Origin of the sequence: Thermopolyspora flexuosa (genome assembly GCF_006716785.1) — a bacterium.
In the GTDB taxonomy this organism is placed as follows: domain Bacteria; phylum Actinomycetota; class Actinomycetes; order Streptosporangiales; family Streptosporangiaceae; genus Thermopolyspora; species Thermopolyspora flexuosa.
Genome location: NZ_VFPQ01000001.1, coordinates 3,261,799 through 3,276,066, shown reverse-complemented (window position 1 = coordinate 3,276,066; position 14,268 = coordinate 3,261,799). Strand labels below are relative to the sequence as shown.

The 14,268-nt window shown below is 76.1% G+C and carries 9 protein-coding genes; all 9 read left to right on the top strand.

Annotation, left to right across the window (positions count from 1 at the left end; genetic code table 11):
- The first annotated feature begins 6 nt into the window (after positions 1-6).
- The 9 genes from coaBC to def all read left to right on the top strand — a co-directional run bounded on the left by coaBC (position 7) and on the right by def (position 14,237).
- A complete protein-coding gene (gene coaBC / locus FHX40_RS13815) occupies positions 7-1,257 on the top strand; it encodes a bifunctional phosphopantothenoylcysteine decarboxylase/phosphopantothenate--cysteine ligase CoaBC (protein WP_142259993.1) in 1,251 nt (416 codons plus the stop codon).
- Positions 1,258-1,421: 164 nt separating this feature from the next.
- Positions 1,422-2,615: a methionine adenosyltransferase gene (gene metK, locus FHX40_RS13810; RefSeq protein WP_142259992.1), complete on the top strand. Its 1,194-nt coding sequence runs from the start codon at positions 1,422-1,424 to the stop codon at positions 2,613-2,615.
- A gap of 36 nt (positions 2,616-2,651) precedes the next feature.
- Positions 2,652-4,979: an ATP-binding protein gene (locus FHX40_RS13805; RefSeq protein WP_142259991.1), complete on the top strand. Its 2,328-nt coding sequence runs from the start codon at positions 2,652-2,654 to the stop codon at positions 4,977-4,979.
- 174 nt (positions 4,980-5,153) lie between these two features.
- Positions 5,154-6,641 carry a helix-turn-helix transcriptional regulator gene (locus tag FHX40_RS13800; protein ID WP_142259990.1) on the top strand — a complete coding sequence of 496 codons (1,488 nt, stop codon included), beginning with the start codon at positions 5,154-5,156 and terminating at the stop codon, positions 6,639-6,641.
- Between the two features lie 433 nt (positions 6,642-7,074).
- Positions 7,075-8,556, top strand: a complete 1,482-nt coding sequence (locus FHX40_RS13795; protein ID WP_142259989.1) for an NADH-quinone oxidoreductase subunit NuoF family protein — start codon at positions 7,075-7,077, stop codon at positions 8,554-8,556.
- 353 nt (positions 8,557-8,909) lie between these two features.
- Positions 8,910-11,021 (top strand): primosomal protein N', encoded by a 2,112-nt coding sequence (locus FHX40_RS13790; protein WP_142259988.1) that lies wholly within the window; start codon positions 8,910-8,912, stop codon positions 11,019-11,021.
- Positions 11,022-11,103: 82 nt separating this feature from the next.
- Positions 11,104-12,189, top strand: coding sequence for a hypothetical protein (locus FHX40_RS13785; RefSeq protein WP_229788300.1), 1,086 nt, complete (start codon positions 11,104-11,106; stop codon positions 12,187-12,189).
- Positions 12,190-12,228: 39 nt separating this feature from the next.
- Entirely contained in the window at positions 12,229-13,599 is a 1,371-nt protein-coding gene (locus FHX40_RS25100) for a hypothetical protein (RefSeq protein WP_170198831.1), read from the top strand.
- 89 nt (positions 13,600-13,688) lie between these two features.
- Positions 13,689-14,237, top strand: a complete 549-nt coding sequence (gene def / locus FHX40_RS13775; RefSeq protein ID WP_142259987.1) for a peptide deformylase — start codon at positions 13,689-13,691, stop codon at positions 14,235-14,237.
- Positions 14,238-14,268: the final 31 nt, after the last annotated feature.

Here is a 14,268-nt window from a genome sequence, read left to right as displayed (position 1 = left end):
CCGGCGATGACCGCTCCCGCGCGGGTGGTGCTGGGGGTCGGCGGCGGCATCGCCGCGTACAAGGCGTGCGAGCTGCTGCGGCTGTTCACCGAGTCCGGCCACGACGTGCGCGTGGTGCCGACCCGCGACGCGTTGCGCTTCGTGGGTGAGCCGACCTGGGCCGCGCTCTCCGGGCATCCGGTCTCCGCCGAGGTGTGGGACGGCGTGCACGAGGTGCCGCACGTGCGCATCGGCAAGGAGGCCGACCTCGTGGTGGTCGCGCCGGCCACCGCCGACCTGCTCGCCAAGGCGGCCGGCGGGTTCGCCGGCGACCTGCTCACCGCCACCCTGCTCACCGCACGCTGCCCGGTCGTGTTCGCCCCGGCGATGCACACCGAGATGTGGGAGCACCCCGCCACCCGCGCGAACGTCGCGACGTTGCGCGAGCGCGGCGCGTACGTGCTCGACCCGGCCGTGGGCAGGCTCACCGGGGCCGACACCGGCCCCGGCCGGCTGCCCGACCCCGAGGACATCTTCGCGTTCTGCCGCCGCCTGCTGGCGGCGCGGCGCGGCGACCTGGCGGGGCGGCGCGTGGTGGTCACCGCGGGCGGCACCCGCGAGCCGATCGACCCGGTCCGGTTCATCGGCAACCGGTCCTCCGGGCTGCAGGGCTACGCCCTGGCGGCCACCGCGGCCGCCCGGGGCGCCGAGGTCACGCTGATCGCCGCGAACACGGCGCTCGCCGACCCCGCCGGGGTGAAGGTGATCCGCGTGGAGACCGCGCTCGAGATGCGCGAGGCGGTGTTCGAGGCCGCCGCGCACGCCGACGCGGTCGTCATGGCCGCGGCCGTCGCCGACTTCCGCCCGGCCGCGCCGTCCGAGTCCAAGATCAAGAAGACGGACGCCGAGCCCGAGCCGATCCGCCTGGTGAAGAACCCCGACATCCTCGCCGAGCTGTGCGCGCGCCGCCGGGAGGGCGGCGCGGACGCGCCGGGCGTGATCGTCGGGTTCGCGGCCGAGACCGACGACGTGCTCGCCAACGGCCGCGCGAAGCTCCGCCGCAAGGGCTGCGACCTGCTCGTGGTGAACCAGGTGGGCGCGGGGCTCGGCTTCGGCACCCCGGACAACGCCGCCACCGTGCTCGGCGCCGACGGCTCCGCGGTGGAGGTGCCACGCGGGCCCAAGGAGGCGCTCGCCGACGTGGTGTGGGACCTCGTCGCCGCCCGCCTGCCGGGCCGTACCGCGGAGGTGGGCCGGCCGCCGGTGTCCGCATCCTGACAGGTGGCCTGACCTGCGCGATCGCGTCCGCGCGCGGCGCGACACCGTGGGGGTTTCGCGGCTCGGCCGGGGGTGGGGCTAGACTCGGCGAGGCGCCGCTCGCCCGCCACGGCAGGCGCGCACGCCCTGATACGTCAGCAGCCGCTGCATGAGGAGCCATTGAGTTGTCCCGCCGCCTGTTCACATCCGAGTCGGTGACCGAGGGCCACCCCGACAAGATCGCCGACCAGATCAGCGACGCGATCCTCGACGCCATGCTGAAGGACGACCCGCGCAGCCGGGTCGCCGTGGAAACGTTGATCACCACCGGTCAGGTCCACGTCGCGGGCGAGGTGACCACGGAGACGTACGTCGACATCCCCGGGGTCATCCGGGAGAAGATCCTGGAGATCGGCTACGACGCCTCCCACAAGGGCTTCGACGGCGCCTCGTGCGGCGTGTCGATCTCCATCGGCGCCCAGTCGCCGGACATCGCCCAGGGTGTGGACGACGCCTACGAGTTCCGCGAGGGCGTGAACACCGACGAGCTCGACCGGCAGGGCGCCGGCGACCAGGGCCTCATGTTCGGGTACGCCTGCCGGGAGACCCCCGAGCTCATGCCGCTGCCGATCATGCTCGCCCACCGCATGGCGCGGCGGCTCGCCGAGGTCCGCAAGTCCGGCACCATCCCGTACCTGCGCCCGGACGGCAAGACGCAGGTCACCATCGAGTACGACGGCGACCGCCCGGTGCGGGTGGACACCGTCGTGGTCTCCACCCAGCACGCGCCGGAGATCGACCTGAAGGAGATGCTCACGCCGGACATCGCCGAGCACGTGGTCGATCCGGTGCTCAAGGACCTCGACATCGAGGTGGAGGGCTACCGGCTGCTGGTGAACCCCACCGGCCGCTTCGAGATCGGCGGCCCGATGGGCGACGCCGGGCTCACCGGGCGCAAGATCATCATCGACACGTACGGCGGCATGGCCCGCCACGGCGGCGGCGCCTTCTCCGGCAAGGACCCCTCCAAGGTCGACCGCTCCGCCGCCTACGCGATGCGCTGGGTGGCGAAGAACGTGGTCGCCGCCGGGCTCGCCGACCGCTGCGAGGTGCAGGTCGCGTACGCGATCGGCAAGGCGAAGCCGGTCGGCCTGTTCGTCGAGTGCTTCGGCACCGAGAAGATCCCGGTCGAGCGGATCCAGGACGCCGTGCTCGAGGTCTTCGACCTGCGCCCGGCCGCGATCATCCGGGACCTCGACCTGCTGCGCCCCATCTACACCCCGACCGCCGCCTACGGCCACTTCGGCCGGGAGGAACCGAACTTCTCCTGGGAGCGCACCGACCGCGTCGAGGCCCTGCGGCAGGCCGCGGGCATCTGATCCGCCGCCTGTACCCGCGCTCGCCCGGAGCGGACCGTGTGGTACGGGCCGGTGCCGCCGTCCGCCGAGACGAGGTTCGTCGGCAGGCGGCGGGAGGTGGGCGCGGTCGCGTCCGCGCTCAAGCGCTTCCGCCTCGTCACCGTCACCGGCGTGGGCGGGGTGGGCAAGACGCGCGTCGCGCTGCGCGTGGCGGCGGGCGCGCGCCGCGCCTTCCCCGACGGCGTGTGGTTCGTCGAGCTGTCCGGGGTGACCGACCCCGGACAGGTCGAGCAGGCGGTGGCGCAGGCGTTCGACGCCGCCGACCCGGCCGGGTCCGCGGCGGCGCTCGCCGTCCGGGTGGCCGACCTGCGCGCCCTGCTCATCCTCGACACCTGCGAGCACCTGGTGGATCCGGTGGCGCTGCTGGTGCGGACGCTGCTCGCCGCCGGCTCCCGGCTGCGGGTGCTCGCCACCAGCCGCCAGCCGCTCGGCATCCCGGGGGAGCGCATCGTCCCGGTGCCGCCGATGCGGGTGCCGGAGCCGGTGCCGGGCCGTACCCCGGACCCGGCCGCGCTCGCCGGCTGTGAGTCGGTCGCGCTGTTCGTCGACCGGGTCGCCACCGCGGTGCCCGGATTCCGGCTCACCCGGGAGAACTCGGCCGCGATCGCGGAGTTGTGCGTGCGGCTCGACGGCATCCCGCTGGCGATCGAGCTCGCCGCCGCCCGCGTGCCCGCGCTCGGCGTGGCGCAGCTCGCCGAGACGCTGGAGGACCGGCTGTCGCTCGGCGGCCCCGGACCGTCCCGGCACCGCAGCGTCGGCGACACGATCCGGTGGAGCCACGACCTGTGCACCGCCGAGGAGCGGCTCGCCTGGGCGCGGCTGTCGGTGTTCCACGGCGCCTTCGACCTGCCCGCCGTCGAGGCGGTCTGCGTCGACGAGGCGCTCCCCGCCGGCCGCGTCTATCCGGCGGTCGCCGGGCTGGTGGACAAGTCGATCCTCAGCGCCTGCCGGTGCGAGGACGGCATGTCCTACCGCATGCTCGACACGATCCGGGAGTACGGCCGGGCCCGCCTGGCCGAGTCCGGGGAGCACCGGCGGCTGCTGCGGCGGCACCGCGACCACTTCTTCGGTCTCGTGCTCGCCGCGGGCCGCATCGGGGCCGCGGGCGAGGGCGGCGGTGCCGTACCGGGGGAGCGCGGCGGGCTGCTGCGGCGCTGGCGGGAGGTACGGCGGTGCTGGCCGGACGTGCGTGCCGCGCTCGACCGGTGCGCCGCGGACCCGGCCGAGGCCGCGGCCGGGCTGGCGCTCACCGCGCGCGCGTGGTTCCTGTGGACCGCCTGCGGCATGGCCCGGCAGGGGCGGCACGAGCTGGAGGGCTTCCTCGCCCTGGTGCGGCCGCCCGACCCCGAGCGGCCGTGGGCGCTGCTCGTGCTCGCCTACGTGGCGCTGGCCCAGGGCGACCATCCGGCCGCCCGCGCCGCGCTCGACCGCTGCGCGCACGAGCTGCCGCCGGGCGGTGATCCGCGGCCGCACGCCTGCCTGCGGAAGCTGCGCGGCACCCTCGCCTGCCTGGAGGGCCGGTTCGCCGAGGCCGAGCGCCTGCTGGCGGACGTGACCGCGCGGCTGCGCGACCACCTGCTGCCCGAGGTGCTCACCGCCGCGCTCGCCGAGCTCGGGCTGAGCCGGATGTGGCGGGGGGACGTCGAGGGCGCCCGGGCGACCCTCACCGAGTGCCGGGAGCTGTGCGAACGGCTCGGCGACGCGTGGGTGGGGTCCTACGCCGACTACGGCCTCGGCCTGGTGGCGCGGGCCGACGGGGACGTGGCCACGGCCACCGGGCTGCTGCGGGCCGCGCTGCGGGTGAAACGGGTGCCGCCCGACGTGCTCGGCATGCTCCAGTGCCTGGAGGTGCTCGCCTGGCTCGCCGCCGAGCAGGCCGACTTCCCGCGGGCCGCCCGGCTGCTTTACGCGGTGCGGCGGCTCCTGCGCGAGCAGGACCTCGCCCTGCTCGGCTCGCCGCTGTTCCTCGCCGAGCACGCCCGCTGCGAGCGGGCGATCCGGCGCGCGCTCACCGCCCGGGAGCGGGAGCTCGCCCGGCGCGAGGGCGGCTCGATGTCGCTCGACGAGATCGTCGGCTACGCCCTCGGCGAGGACGGGTCCCCGCAGTCCGAGGAGGACGACGCCTGGGCGCCGCTCACCCCCCGGGAACGGGACGTGGCCGCGCTGCTCGCCGCCGGGCTCACCAACCGCGAGATCGCCGACCGCCTCATGGTCACCGCCCGTACCGTCGACACGCACGTGGGCAACATCCTCGCCAAGCTCGGCTTCGCCGCGCGGGCGCAGATCGCCGCGTGGAGCGCCCGCCGCAGGCTCGGGGACGGCTGACCCACCGGCCCGGCACCCCCGCGCCGTGGCGGCCCGCGCAGAGCCGGAGCCGGGACGGGCGGCCCGCGCGGTGTTTGATCGGCGCGGCCGGGCCGCGCGGTGTTTGATCGGCGCGGCCGGGCCGCGCGGTGTTTGATCGGCGCGGCCGGGCCGCGCCGTGTTTAGATCGACCAGATGGCTGACGTGGGAAACCTTCCGGTCGAGGTGAGCGGGCTGGTCGGCCGCGGGCCCGAGGTGCGCGCCGGCCTGCGGCTGCTGGCCCACGCGCGGCTGGTCACCGTCACCGGCCCGGCCGGCGTGGGCAAGAGCCGCGTCGCGATCCGGATCGCCGAGTCGTCGCGGCGCCGCCTGCCGGGCGGCGCCTGGTACGCCGAGCTGTCCGAGGCGGCGCCCCCGGGCGACCCGGCCGCGGCCGACCCGAGGGCGGCGCTGCGCGCGGCCGCCCATGCGGTGGCGGCGGCGCTGCGGGGGCCCGGCGGCGACCGCCCGGGGATACGGGCGCCGGGTGCCGCGGACGGCCCCGCCGATCGTCCCGCCGACGTGCCGCCCGACGGCCCGCTGCCGGCGTTCCCGGAGTGGGCGGGCGAGGTCGCCGGGGAGGTGACCGGGCCGCTCGCCGAGGCGGTCGCGGACGCGATCGGCGACGCGCGGGCGCTGGTCCTGCTCGACACCTGCGAGCACCTGGGGGAGGCCGCCGGGGCACTGGTGGTCGCCCTGCTGCGCGCGGCGCCCCGGCTGCGGGTCGTGGCGACCTCCCGCCGCCCGCTCGGGCTCCCTGGGGAGCGGGTGCTCGCGGTGGCGCCGCTGCCCCTCGACGAGGCCGTCGAGCTGCTGCGCGAGCGCGGGCAGGCGGCCGACCCGGGCTTCACGCTCACCACGCGCACGCTGCCCGCCGCACGGGAGCTGTGCCGCCGCCTGGACGGGCTGCCGCTCGCCATCGAGCTCGCCGCCGCCCGGCTCCGCTCGCTCACCGTCCGCGAGCTGCTCGCCCGGCTCGACGACCGGTTCGAGCTGCTCGCCGGGGTGATCCGTACCCCGCTCGCCCGCCACCAGGGGCTGCGCGCGGCGCTCGACTGGAGCCACGAGCTGTGCGACCCCCGCCAGCGGCTGCTGTGGGCCCGGCTGTCGGTGCTGTCCGGCGTGTTCACCGTGGCGGACGCGGAGCGCGCCTGCGCGGGCGGCGGGCTGCCCCGCGAGGCCGTCGCGCCCGCCCTCGCCGGGCTCGTGGCCGCCTCGATCGTGGTCCGCTCCGGCACGCGCCACCGCATGCTCGAGACCTTCCGCCGGTACGGCGCGCTGCGGCTGCGCGAGCTCGGGGAGGCCGGTCGCGCGGGCCCGGTACCGGCCGCGGCGCCGGACCTGGCGCCGTCCTTACCCTCGGGGGCCGAGCCGCCGTCCGACCAGCTCGCGGACCCGGCGCGGCTCGCGCCCCCGGCCATCGGCACGCTGAGCGAGCGGCAGCTCCAGGTGGCCCGGCTGATCAGCGAGGGCCTGTCCAACCCGATGATCGCCGAGCGGCTGGCGATCGCGCGGCGCACGGTCGACGCGCACGTGCGCAACATCCTCGCCAAGGCGGGCCTCACCTCCCGCGCCCAGGTGGCCACTTGGCTCGCCGCCGAATACCCGCCTGCGTCGGATCCGGAAAGCCAGAAGACGGCATGAAAAGGATTAAACAGGGCGAATTCCGGCACTGGGCATAGGCACTTCTACGGATGTCTCCCGCCGAATCCGCCTGAACACTGGGGGTGGCCGGTGAGCGACGGGACGCACCCGTCGCGGGCGGGCGAGAGGGGTCCTCGCCCGCCGCGCGCCGGGACTGCGTGGCCGCCCGGCGCGCTCACCGGCCGATCGGTCTTTCCCTCTCGCCAAACCCCTCCGTGGTCTCCGTGCGTATTTGCGGCAAAAGTTACTCATGAGGAAGGAGGAGGGGTTACCTTTTGGACGATACACGCCCGGAGCGCGGCTTCGGCGGCGTCCGGGTTTCGTACCGCTCCAACGGCATTGCGGGGACCGCGGACCAAGGAAACCAGGTGATGCGATTGCGCAGGAGAGCCGACGGGGCGTCCGTTGACTCCGGTCGAGGGGTGCGTTCGGCATGAACTCCGGCCTTCCCGAGGTGCGCAACATCGGGCCGGCCTGGCTGACCGCCGGGCTGGACCGGGTACGACGGATCGACTGGCCCACCCATCGCGCGTTGCACGGCGAGACCCCCTTGTTGTCGCTCGGTGAGCTGATCATGCTCGCCGAGGCCGGCAACCTGCGCGGCCGCGGCGGCGCCGGCTTCCCCTTCGCCCGCAAGGTCATGGCCGTCGCCGAGTCGGCGAACCAGAAGCGCAGCGAGGTCGTGGTCGTCGTCAACGGCACCGAGGGCGAGCCGGGCAGCTACAAGGACAAGGTGCTGCTCACCCGCGCCCCCCACCTCATGCTCGACGGCGCGGTGCTCGCCGCGACCGCGCTGCGCGCCCGCGAGGTGATCGTCGGCGTCACCGACCCCGAGGCCCAGGTCTCGGTGGAGAGCGCGATCGCCGAGCGCGGGCTCACCGGCCTCGCCCGGGTGGTGCGGTTCCCCGAGCGGTTCGTCACCGGCGAGGGCGGCGCGCTGGTGCGCGGCATCAACGGGCTCAAGCCCATCCCGCCCGGCCGCAAGGTCCGGGCGAGCGAGAGCGGCGTGGCGGGCCTGCCCACGCTGCTGTCGAACGCGGAGACCTACTCCCAGCTCGCCATGCTCGCCTCGCTCGGCGCCGACGGCTACCGCATGGCGGGCACCGCCGAGGAGCCCGGCACGATCCTGCTCACCGTGCTCGGCTCGGCGAAGTCGCCCGCCGTGGTCGAGGCGCCCGCGGGCATCCCGCTGCGCGTGGTGCTGGAGCTGTGCGACGCCGACCCCGGCGACGGCGTGGTGATCGGCGGCTACCACGGCAAGTTCATCTCCGGCGAGGCCGCGATGCGCGCCGAGCTGTCCCGCGCCGGGCTCAAGCCGGTCGGCACCCAGCTCGGCGCCGGCATCATCCTGCCGCTCGGCCCGGACACCTGCCCGCTCGGCGAGGCGGCCCGCGTCGCCCGGTACATGGCCGGGGAGTCGGCGGGCCAGTGCGGCCCGTGCGCGCTCGGCCTGCCCGTGCTCGCCGAGGCGATGGAGGCGCTCGCCGAGGGCCGGGGCGGCTCGGTCACCCTCGAGACGGTACGGCGGGCCGCGGGCGCGGTGAAGGGCCGCGGCGCGTGCTCGCACCCCGACGGCCTGTCCCGGTTCGTGCTGTCGGCGCTCGAGGCGTTCAAGGAGGACGTCAACCAGCACGTGCTCAACGGCTCCTGCGGGCGCAAGGTGCTGGGCAGGCTGCCGGTGCCGATGGAGGAGCCGAGCCAGCCGACCGTCGGCCGCCTCGTCGTCGACTGGAGCCGCTGCGACGGCCACGGCCTGTGCGCGGGCGTGCTCTCCGGGTACATCACGCTCGACATCCACGGCTTCCCGGTGATCCCCAACAGCCCCCTCCCGGCCCGCCTGGAGAAGGACGCGGAGAAGGCGATCGCCATGTGCCCGGCCCTCGCCCTGCGCCTGGAGCGCAACGGCGGCCACTGAGCGGCGTACCGGCCATCGCCCGGAGGGGTACGGCGGCCGCATGGCTACGTCGCCCGCCGCCGATGCCGGGAGCGTGCCCCAGTCGGGACGGGTGCCGCCCGCACCCGGAGCGCGCCGCGCGGCGTGCTCGCGCCGCAGGCCCGTGGGCGCGGTCTCGCCGCAGGCACGCGCGGTGACCTGGCCGCCGCCGTCGCGTCCGCGTCCGGGCGGGGGAGCGCGAGGTCGCGCATCCGCCGACGGCGGCGCGGCGCGGCGCCGCCGGGCGCCGGTGCGCGGGCCCGGCACCGCCCCGGTGTCCACAGGCGCGGCCCGGCGCCCGGAACCGGTGGGCGGGATCTGGTAGGACAAGGGGCGTGACTGTCGACCCCGGTGCGGCACCCCGGTCCGGCGCGGTGGCCCCCGGGCCCGGCGGACGGGCGGCCGCCGCCTCGGCGCCGGTGGCGCGGGTCGTGGTCGACACCCCGCTGCCGCACCTCGACCGGCCCTTCGACTACCTGGTCCCGGCCACGCTCGACGAGCAGGCCGTGCCCGGCTGCCGGGTGCGGGTCCGGTTCGCGGGCAAGCTCGTCGACGGCTACCTGCTGGACCGCGCCGACTCCAGCGAGCACCGCGGCCGGCTCGCCTGGCTGGAGCGGGTGGTCTCGCCCGAGCCCGTGCTCACCCCCGAGATCGCCCGCCTCGCCCGGGCGGTCGCCGACCGGTACGCGGGCACCCTCCCCGACGTGCTCCGGCTCGCCATCCCGCCGCGGCACGCCCGGGTGGAGGCCGAGACCGCGGACCCGGCCCCGCAGCCGCCCGGCCGTACCGACCCGGACCGCGAGACGCTCGAGCGGGCCGCCCGCGAGTGGGCGGACTACCCGGCCGGAGGCTTCTTCCTCGCCGCGCTCGCCGACGGGCGGGCGCCGCGGGCGGTGTGGAACGCGATCCCGGGCACCGGCCCGGACGGCCCGCGCTGGCCGCGCTGCGTCGCCGCCGCGGTGCGGGTCGCGCTCGCCGCCGGGCGCGGGGCGCTCGTGGTGGTGCCCGACGGCAAGGACGTCGACCTCGTGCACCGGGCGCTCGGCGACATGCCGCACGTCGCCCTCACCGCCGACCTCGGCCCGGCCGAGCGGTACCGGCGCTGGCTGCGGGTGCTGCGCGGCGGGGTACGCGCCGTGGTCGGCACCCGCGCGGCGATGTTCGCGCCGGTGCACGACCTCGGCCTCGCGGTGATCTGGGACGACGGGGACGACCTGCACGCCGAGCCGCGCGCCCCCTACCCGCACGCCCGGGAGGTGCTCGCGCTGCGCGCCCACCAGACCGGCGCCGCGCTGCTCGTCGGCGGGTACGCGCGCACCGCCGAGGCGACCCGCCTGGTGGCCACCGGTTGGGCACGGCCGATCACCCCGGACCGCACGGCGCTGCGCGCCGCCGCCCCCCGGGTGCGCCCCTCCGGCGACGACGCCGAGCTCGCCCGCGACGAGGCGGCGCGCGCCGCCCGGCTGCCCAACCTCGCCTGGCGCACGCTGAAGCGCGGCCTGGCCGACGGGCCGGTGCTGGTCCAGGTGCCGCGGCGCGGCTACCTGCCCGCGCTCGCCTGCCGGTCCTGCCGGGCCCCGGCGCGGTGCGGCCACAGCCCGGCCGCCGCCGGGGGAGCGCGGCCGTCCGGGCCGAGCTGCGGCGGCCCGCTCGCGCTGCGCAGCGGCCACGCCATGCCGTACTGCCGCTGGTGCGGCCGCGTCGCCGGCGCCTGGCGCTGCCCGGCCTGTGGCGACGCCGGGGTGCGCGCGGTCGTCGTCGGCGCCCGCCGTACCGCCGAGGAGCTCGGCCGGGCGTTCCCCGCGGTCCCGGTGCGCACCTCGGGCCGCGACGGGGTGCTCGCCGCGGTCGGGCCCGAGCCCGCCCTCGTGGTCGCCACCCCGGGCGCCGAGCCGGTCGCCGCGGGCGGGTACGCGGCCGCCGTGCTGCTCGACGGCTGGGCCCTGCTCGGCCGCCCCGACCTGCGGGCCGCGGAGGAGACGCTGCGCCGCTGGATGAACGCCGCCGCCCTGCTGCGCCCGCACGCCGAGCTCGTGGTGGCCGCGGAGGCCGCGCTCGCGCCGACGCAGGCGCTGGTGCGCTGGGACCCGGTCACCTTCTCCGAGCGGGAGCTCGCCGAGCGCGCCGAGCTCGGCTTCCCGCCCGCGGTGCGGGTCGCCACGCTCACCGGCGTGGCCGCGGCGGTGCAGGAGATGACCGCCGCCCTCGACCTGCCGCCCGGCGCGCAGATCCTCGGCCCGGTCCCCGTCGACCCGCCCCGCCCGCGCCCCGGCGAGCCCGACGCCGGCGCGGCCGACGACCGGCCCCGGGAGCGGCTCATGGTGCGCGTGCCGGGCGCCCGCGGGGCCGAACTGGCCCGGGCGCTCAAGGCCGCCTCCGCGGTGCGCGCGGCACGCAGGTCCCCCGATCCGGTGCAGGTCCGCATCGATCCCCTCGAGCTGGCCTGAACCACCCGCTCACCTGGGCAAAGAGACCGGTTCGCGCCACGCCGATTCGCGGTGCTGCACGGTGAGCCGTTAGTTTCTGCGTGTGTCGATCGAATGGGTGAACCAGGCCGTCGAGCGCATGCGCGACTGGGCCCGGTCGCGCGGCATCGAAGTCGACATCGGCGAGATGCGGCTGCTGTGCGACTACGCCAGTGACTACCTTGAGGTCACGACGCTGGGCGACTTCGCCCCCGAGACGTTCGAGCGGTTGCTGCTCGACATCTACCCGCGCAAGGTCATCACCCCGCCGGAGAGCGCGGGCGAGACCATCGCGGCGGCACGTGCGTTGGTGGACTTCCTCGAGGAGGCCGGGGAGGTCGACGCCGAGCGGGCGGCGGCGATGCGGGCCCGGCTCGACGAGATCGAGCCGGAGATGCCCGCCGCGCTCGCCGACACCAGCCGGTACGGCATGGCCAAGAGCATGTTCAGCGCGATCGACGCGGACTCCCTGGAGAAGGGCACCAACCTGACGATCTCGCTGTCCGACGCCGCGCCCGCCGGGCGCGCGGGCGGCGCCTCCGGCGCGTCCGGCGCCTGGGCCGCCGCCGACGACCACCTCGAGCCGGACGGCGACCCGGCGGAGGCGAGCGCGGGAGGCCTGATCGCCTGGCTGATGGGCGGTCCCCCGGAGGAGGAGGCCGAGCGGGCGATCACCGGGTGGCTGGAGCGCCGCGGCCCCGCGGAGGCCGCCGCCGAGCTGCTCGCCGCGGTCACCGGGGCGCCCGCGGTGGTGCGCGGCATCGCGATCTCGATCGTCGACCGGCTCGGCGTGGACGCCGAGGAGGCGGTGCGCGCCCGGCTCGACGACCCGGAGCTGCGCCCGCACCTGATCCACTGGCTCTCCGCCCGCGACCTGCCCGCCCCCGCGCTCACCCACGAGGAGGTGCTCTGGGTGAGCGTGGACATGCTCGCCCTCGCGCTGCCCGGCGCGATGGAGGACCCGGAGAACTTCGCGCAGAACCTCGCCGCCTCCGGCCCGCCCGCCCATATGATCGAGGAGATGTGGCGGGTGGACCACGCGGACGTGGTCGAGGTGCTGGAGCTGCTGGGACGTACCCTGCCCGATCCCTCGGCGGCGAAGGCCGCGCGCAAGGCCGCGTTCAAGGCGCGATCCCGAGGCATCGGATAGCCGTACTCTCCCGGTGCCGGTGTGGAGTAAGTTGCGGGAATGGCCAAGAGTGGGAAGACGGGAAACGTCATCGACCTGCGCACGCTGCGCGGGTCGGCCGGGGCGATGTCCGACAACGAGCTTCTCGACCAGGTCGAGGAGGCGGCCGACGACCATGACGGGTGTGAGTGCTCCGACTGTGGCGGTGACGTGTTGAGTTTCCCGCCGGTCGAGCTGCTGCCCGACGACCGGCTCGCCGCGATGGTGCCGCAGGTGCCGCTCGTGCGCGACGTACGGCGCCTGGCGGAGTGGACCGGCACCCGCAGCCTCACCGTCGAGGGGCTGCTGGAGCAGGCCGACGTCGATCAGGCCGCGGCCGACCTCGGCATCGCCCCCGACCGGGTGCGCCTGCTGTGGGTCGTCGCGGTGAACACCGGCCTGGTGCAGATCACCCGGGACGGGGCGGCGCCCGGCCGGGGCCTCCCGGACGAGACGCTGGAGTTCTGGGACGGCGTGATCATGGACGTGCTCGACCGCGCCGAGGACGAGCTCACCGGCTCCCCGGTCGTCGACGAGCACCTCGCCGAGATGCTCGCGACCATGTACGCGATGACCGACGGCATCACCGTCCCGGCGCTCGCCGAGGGCATGCTCCAGGCCCACGAGATCGGCTGCGGCGCCGGCCCGGAGGAGATGCGCGAGCTGCGCGAGCGGCTGCCCGGCGACCTCGCCGCCGCCGTCGAGCTGCTGGAGTACTGCGGCCTGTTCGAGCGGCACGGCGGCGACGGCACGGTCGACGCGGTACGGCTCACCCCGCTCGGCGTCTGGGCGGTGCGCCAGGACCTGCTGCGCGAGGGCCACGACGCCCCGCTGCTCGCGGACGTCGCCCACTTCGCCGAGCTCACCGCCGCCGAGCTGATCGAGGCGATGCTGAGCGGCGAGGCGCCCGCGAGCGCCGCCGGGGTGTGGGTGGAGCGCCGGACCCCCGAGGACGCCGCCCGCGAGCTGATCAAGGTGGCGGCCGGCGGGACCGCCGGCCACCGCGGCGTGATCGGCACGATCCTCGAGGAGCTGGGGCCCGAGGCCGAGCCCGCGGTGCGCGAGGCGCTCGCCGAGCCGATGATGTGGCGGCACGCCGCGGTGTGGCTCGGCGTGCGGGACCTCGACGCCCCGTCGCTCACCGACGCCGACAACGTCTGGCTCGCCGTGGACACCCTCGCCACGCTGCTCCACCTCGGCGACGTGTCCGAGGCGCTCGGCGAGTTCGACTCCCTGGAGAGCGGCGAGGAGCTGCTGCGGCTCGTCGACGACATGGCGGCCTGCGACCACCCCGACACGCTCGCCGTGCTCGAGCTGCTCGCCGAGCACCACCCCGACCCGGCGGTGGGCAAGGCGGCGCGCAAGGCGGTGATGAAGGTCCGCTCCCGGTGAGCGCGGCGACCGCCGCGGACGCCGGGGCCCGGCCGGGCGCGTAGACTGGGGATCTCCCGGTTAGTGAAGGCAAGGAACGGAGCCGTTTCGTGGCCGTTAAGCCCATCCGCCTGTTCGGTGACCCGGTGCTGCGCACTCCGGCGGAGCCGGTGACGGACTTCGACAAGGAGCTGCGCAAGCTCGTCAAGGACCTCACCGACACGATGCTGGACGCGCCCGGAGCGGGCCTGGCCGCGCCCCAGATCGGGGTGAGCCTCCGGGTGTTCACCTACCACATCGAGGGCCGGCTGGGGCACCTGGTCAACCCCGACCTCGACCTGTCCGACGAGATGGACGAGGAGGGGGAGGAGGGCTGCCTTTCCTTCCCGGGCCTGTCCTTCCCGACCCCCCGCGCGGTGCGCGCGGTGGCCAAGGGCTTCAACATGTACGGCGAGCCGGTCGTGATCGAGGGCACGGACCTGATGGCCCGCTGCCTCCAGCACGAGACCGACCACCTGGACGGCGTGCTGTTCATCGACCGCATGGATCCCGAGCAGCGCAAGCTCGCCATGAAGGCGATCCGGGAGGCCGAGTGGAGCGGCCTCAAGCCGCCGGTGGTGAAGTACTCGCCGCACGCCACCTACGGCAAGGCGATCTGAGGCCATCCGAGGCCCGCCGTACGGCCGGGCG